Annotated in this window: 8 protein-coding genes; all 8 read left to right on the top strand. The window is 52.2% G+C overall.

Going from position 1 to position 5535, the window contains the following annotated elements; translation table 11 throughout:
- The first annotated feature begins 153 nt into the window (after positions 1-153).
- Positions 154-630, top strand: a complete 477-nt coding sequence (locus VFG09_02305; protein HET6513964.1) for a hypothetical protein — start codon at positions 154-156, stop codon at positions 628-630.
- 53 nt (positions 631-683) lie between these two features.
- Entirely contained in the window at positions 684-941 is a 258-nt protein-coding gene (locus tag VFG09_02300) for a hypothetical protein (GenBank protein HET6513963.1), read from the top strand.
- Between the two features lies 1 nt (position 942).
- Entirely contained in the window at positions 943-2031 is a 1089-nt protein-coding gene (locus VFG09_02295) for a sulfite exporter TauE/SafE family protein (GenBank protein ID HET6513962.1), read from the top strand.
- A gap of 292 nt (positions 2032-2323) precedes the next feature.
- Positions 2324-3178, top strand: a complete 855-nt coding sequence (locus tag VFG09_02290; GenBank protein ID HET6513961.1) for a universal stress protein — start codon at positions 2324-2326, stop codon at positions 3176-3178.
- Positions 3179-3258: 80 nt separating this feature from the next.
- Entirely contained in the window at positions 3259-3432 is a 174-nt protein-coding gene (gene tatA / locus VFG09_02285; protein HET6513960.1) for a twin-arginine translocase TatA/TatE family subunit, read from the top strand.
- A 10-nt stretch (positions 3433-3442) separates the two neighbouring features.
- Positions 3443-5059 (top strand): glycosyltransferase family 39 protein, encoded by a 1617-nt coding sequence (locus tag VFG09_02280; protein ID HET6513959.1) that lies wholly within the window; start codon positions 3443-3445, stop codon positions 5057-5059.
- Entirely contained in the window at positions 5016-5393 is a 378-nt protein-coding gene (locus VFG09_02275; protein ID HET6513958.1) for a hypothetical protein, read from the top strand. The genes VFG09_02280 and VFG09_02275 overlap by 44 nt, the downstream gene beginning before the upstream one ends.
- The coding region (locus VFG09_02270) for a DUF202 domain-containing protein (protein ID HET6513957.1) at positions 5393-5535 on the top strand (143 nt) is incomplete at its 3' end. The genes VFG09_02275 and VFG09_02270, both read left to right, overlap by 1 nt.

The raw sequence follows: 5535 nt of genomic DNA, 5'->3' as shown, positions 1-5535 counted from the left end.
TCTTTTCAGCAATAACCTTTGCTGAGGCTGGTGAGTTTGATACTGCCAGGGAGATCATGAGGGAAAAGAGGAGAGATGAGAAGCGCGATGCCCCGATCGCCCGGAAGACGGCGAGAATCTCTGCTCCTGGAGCAAAGAGGTAACAGTTCCATTATGGGCGGCTTGAAAAAGAAGATGGAAGACCTCATGTCGGCGATCTCCTTTGCAGAAGAGGGAGAGACGGAGACGGCGAGGTCCTTTCTCAAGGAGGAAAGGAAGGTGTTGCTGGCGCTAAGGAGAGATCAGATGGACAGGAAGACCTTCAGATACGCAGTAAATACCTGTAAAAGGATAGGGGCCAATCTCGATGTTCTCTATATCTCTCCCGAAGAGACTCTTGATCCGACCCTTCAGGAGTGCCTAACGGAGCTCGAGAAGGAAGGGATCGGTTTCAGGCTGACGCAGAAGAAGGGCTGTCTCAAGAAGGAGATTATCGATTACACGAGTTCAAACAAGGAGATACTTTTTGCCGTTACCGAATCCTCTGACAATCTCGATGTTGATTGCGCGGGCAAAAGCAAAAGGCTTTCCGAGGCATGGCAGAAGCTGAAGTGTCCTTTGGTCGTGGTAGCGGACGGAGTGAAAGGGTAAACAATGTTGCGGAGACTCAAGAACGCAAGAACATAATAACAAGGAGGAACGCGGTGGCAAACAGTTACGGCAGTAAGAAAAAGAAGCCCATCGGAAAGATGATAGCGATGGGGATTGTATCAGCGGCGCTCTATGGGGCGCTTCTCACAAATCAGGAGACTATTAACGGCAGTTTTGCAAAAGGCGGGTTCTTCGCACTCCTGCCGATAGCGACGGCATTTATTTTCTCCTTTGTCCATGGCTCCTTTACCGGTCATTTCTGGACCGTCCTCGGCATCGAGGCCGCAAAGAAGAAAAGGGAGGTGAGGTAACATGCACGATATAGCTCAGGCAGCGGCCAATTTTATCAACCTTGACGCAGTAAATATCACCTATCTCTTTCTTGTCGGTTTTGTCGGCGGTCTTGTCAGCGGTTTTATCGGCTCAGGCGGTGCCTTTGTTCTCACACCGGGCATGATGAGCCTTGGCGTGCCGGGACTCGTGGCAGTCGCGAGCAACATGTGCCACAAGTTTCCGAAGGCCCTCGTCGGCGCTATGAAGCGAGCCAAGTACGGTCAGGTCGATGTAAAACTCGGTATCGTCCTTGGTATCTCCGCAGAGGCAGGAGTCCTCTATGGTGCGCATATCCAGGAGAATATTAAGAAGACCTTCGGAGATGCAGGGTCGAACCTTTATGTGAGCGTTGCCTTTGTCGTCATATTGGCCGTCGTCGGCATTTTTGTGTTACGCGACGCATGGAAGACGTATAAATCGGGAGATGCGCATGCAGAGGAGAAGGTGACGAAACTGGCACGGTGGGTACAGTCGATCAATATCCCCGGAACCATGGTTTACTTCAAGAGCCTGAATGCCAGGGTTTCGGTGCTCTTCACGATCCCTCTCGGTTTTGCAACGGGTATGCTCGCTGCGACAATCGCTGTCGGCGGCTTCATCGGCGTGCCTTCAATGATCTATGTCCTTGGCGCCCCGAGCCTTATGGCATCGGCAACTGAGCTGGTCATCGCCTTTGTCATGGGTGTCGGCGGGTCCCTGAAGTACGCCCTCCATGGTCTTGTCGATATAAGGCTGGCCATGATTATCCTCGGAGGTTCTTTGTTCGGCATACAGCTGGGAGCCATTGGGACCACCTATGTGAAACCCTTCATGATAAAGGTCGTCATGGGGGTCATCATGGTCATCGTGCTCTTCAGCCGTGGTTTGATGGTGCCGGTTTATCTGTCACAACTCGGCTTGATTCAGACCATTGGAGGGGGTACGGTGAAGGTGTTAAAGAACACGAGTTTTGCGATCATGATCTTCGCCCTGGCTCTCGGCGCCTTTATTGTTCTTCGTGCCATGTGGCAGGGTCGCCGCGCCGAGCGCGAAAGTGCACGGGAAGTCCTGGAGCATGGTAAGATATAGCCCACATAGCCTTGGTGTTGCGAGCAGCTTATAGGCAGGCATGAATCGAAGCCCTGTACGAGCGATGAGATTCTCGAAAGTGACTCCGACCGAAAGTGATTTCCCGCATTGAGCACTCGGCAGCGGTCGGCAACCTTTAAGGTATCGCGATATAAGGCTTCTCACCATGCCTGCCCTCCTGGAAAAGAATGTTATGCAACGGAAGGCTGACTGATGAACTCACGGGACCGACATAGCATTTTGCCGAGAAGCGGATAACAATCTCCGCTAAGATGGCGAGGAGAGGACAGCTGTGGGAAGATATCGGAAGATACTCGTCGCCCTTGACGGTTCCGAATCGAGCATTCATGCCCTGAAAGAATCGTTCAAGCTCGCGAGCAGCGAGAAAAGTTGGATAACCGTCGTCTCCGTTGTTCCATCCTACGAAGGAGAGCTCGAACTTGTCGGGGTGAGGGACATCAAGGCGGCCCTGAGGCAGCCCTGTGAGCAGGCCCTTTCAGAGGCCTCTGATCTTGCAAGGGCAGAAGGGGCTCTCATTAAGACAGTCTGTGAAGAAGGAGAGCCCTACGAGAGAATTGTCGACCTCGTCGAAGGGGAGAACTGCGATCTCATCGTTATGGGGAGGAGGGGGGTCCGCCGCCTCGAAAGGGCTCTTATCGGCAGCGTGACTGCGAGAGTCATCGGTCACAGCAGAAGGGACGTCCTCGTTGTACCGAGAGGAACAACCGTGGGATGGCAAAAGATCCTCGTTGCTACTGACGGATCGAGATATAGCAAGGCTGCCACTGAAAGGGCCATAGACTTCGCCGGATCCTACGGAGGGAGCCTGCTCGCGATCTCCATTGTGGATGTACCTGCAGAATTTTACGCAGAAGCCCCGGAGGCCGTTGATGACATGGTCAATAAGGCAAAGGGATATGTCGATGATGTGAAGAGGCTGGCAGAGGCAGAAGGGGTTAGAACAGAGACTTTTGTGAGAGAAGCCGAGACCTATGAGGCAATAACGGGCGTAGCAAGGGAGCAGAAGGCTGATGCCATCGTCATGGGCTCTCACGGCAGGACAGGACTGAAGAGGCTTCTCATGGGAAGCGTGACGGAAAAGGTCATCGGTTACGCGCCGTGCCCCGTTCTTGTGGTACAGGGGTAGAATCTTCTGCAGAGTTCGCTGTCGTAAAATCCCTCCTCATGATGGTATGATAAAGTGTAAGGATAAAAGGAGGAGGCAATATGTTTGGTATGGGTGTGCCTGAATTGATGGTTGTTCTCATAATCGCCCTTGTGGTCTTTGGGCCGAGCAAACTTCCCTCCCTCGGCAAGAGCCTTGGTGAGGCTATACGGGGATTCAAGAAAGGACTCGAGGAAGAGCCGCCAAAAGAGCAGGGGAAGATAGACAAGTCGTAGCTGCCCGTTCATGTCACGACTCTTTCTTCTTGTCATTGCCCTGTCTCTCTTCCTCTCTTTTTTCAGGCTCGGTTCAGTGACACTCTTTGATGTTGATGAGGCTGTTTTTGCGACGGCGACAAAGGAGATGGTCCAGAGCGGGGATTGGATAACACCGACCTATAACGGCCGGAACCGTTATGACAAGCCCATACTCTTTTACTGGCTGATGGCTGTGCCGTATAGAGTCCTCGGCATCAGCGAATTCTCGTCAAGGTTCCCCTCTGCCCTTGCTTCATCAGTCCTCGTCCTCTCGGTATTCTTGTTCGTACGGCGTTTCAGGGACGAAGAGACTGCGCTCGCCGCATCCCTCTCGTTCACCCTTTCCCTGTACTTCCTCGTGTACTCTCACGCTGCTGTGACAGATATGGTCTTGACACTCTTCATAACGCTTTCCCTGATTTCCTTCTACCTTTCCGTCACTGAAGAGAAAGGAAGGGACCGGTATCTTTCCGGCTTTTACCTCTTTTCAGGTCTTGCCTTTCTGACAAAGGGACTGATAGGAATCCTCTTCCCTTTCGCTATTTCCATGATCTACCTCCTCGCGACAGAGGGGACGAAAGGCATTGGGAAGGTCTTCAGTGTAAAAGGGGTTATTCTCTTCCTTGTTGTGTCGGCGCCCTGGTACATTGCTCAATATTCGGTGAACGGGGATGACTTTATCCAGCAATTTTTCATAAAGCACCATTTCAAGCGGTACACCGGTGTTATATCAGGACACCGTGGACCATTCTATTACTATATACCGGTGCTCATCATAGGATTTTTCCCGTGGGTCGCGTTCCTGCCGGCAGGGATAAAGAATGCTTTACAGGATCTGCGCAGGTTGAAGACAGAAGGAGAAGGCTCATCACCCATTAGACGGCACTCGTTGCTCGTTTTCGCTCTTTTGTGGGCTGCCTTTGTCATGGTCTTCTTTTCGCTGGCCACGACGAAACTCCCAAACTACATCCTTCCCTCCATCCCGGCTGTGGCGATCCTCGTCTCCTCGGGCTTGTCATCTGCCGGCGTTCTGGCGGAAACAAGGATGAGATACCATGCAGGGATCTTTATTGTTGTTACGTCTCTGCTCCTTGCTGTCGGCCTCTTAGTATCGAGGACCTACCTGACAGAGATCGGGATTCATGGCCTCGACTGGACTTTTTCAGCAGCTCTCATCCTTTTTGCCCTGGCAGTGACATCCTTCTATGCCTTCGTGAGCCGGAAGACCTCGTATTACAGCGTAGCCGCCATTGTCGTATGTTTCCTCTTGTCTCTCTCTTTTGGGGCGATACCTGTTGCCAGTAACTATGTGCAGGGGACGCTTTACCGATACAGTCTTCAGGCAAAACAGCGATTACAGGACGGCGGCAGGCTCATCGCCTATGGGATGAACAATCCGAGCATTGTTTTCTATTCAGGTCACAAGGTCATAGGCGCTGGCAGCCGTGATGAAGTCGTGCCCCTTGTCGAGGAGAACGTAAACGTTGTCGCTATCTCAAGAATGAAGGACGTTGAAATGTTAAAGGAACTGGGCTTTCAGGTCCTAGAAGAGGACGGCAGATATGCGCTTCTTGAAAGAAGAGTCCATCTCTCAGGGAAGATATAGAATTCTTTTTTCCATCCACAGGGACGCGGAAGGAGTGGTCATCGGCCTGTTCATCTTTCCCCTCTGTCTTCTATTCCTCGATCATGCCCTTGTTATGTGGTTGAAGGACCTTCTTCAAACAAAGCCGCTCTTCTACGCGTTCCTCCACGTCGCCAATCCTGTCATAGACTTCTTCGGCAACGGGCTGACATTGGTGGTGCTTTCTCTCGTCGTGTTTGGGACAGGCAGGTACAGGAATAAAGATGTTGGAAAGTCCTTGCTCGGCACCCTTGTCGCAAGAATACTCATGGTCAGCATTGTCCGTTCCAGGGGGGCCACCCTTTGCCGAAGGTGATGGAAGAGAGAGAATCCGGAAAGGTGCGGAATCGCCGTGTTCACATGGCGAACGAGCGGACCTTCCTTGCGTGGATAAGGACGAGCATCGCGATTATGGCCTTCGGTTTTGTCGTCGAGAGGTTCGCCCTGTTTGTGAGGCA

Source organism: Thermodesulfovibrionales bacterium, assembly GCA_035686305.1.
Lineage (GTDB): Bacteria > Nitrospirota > Thermodesulfovibrionia > Thermodesulfovibrionales > UBA9159 > DASRZP01.
The sequence above is the reverse complement of the archived record's forward strand: the minus strand, read 5'-3'. Positions and strand labels throughout refer to the sequence as shown.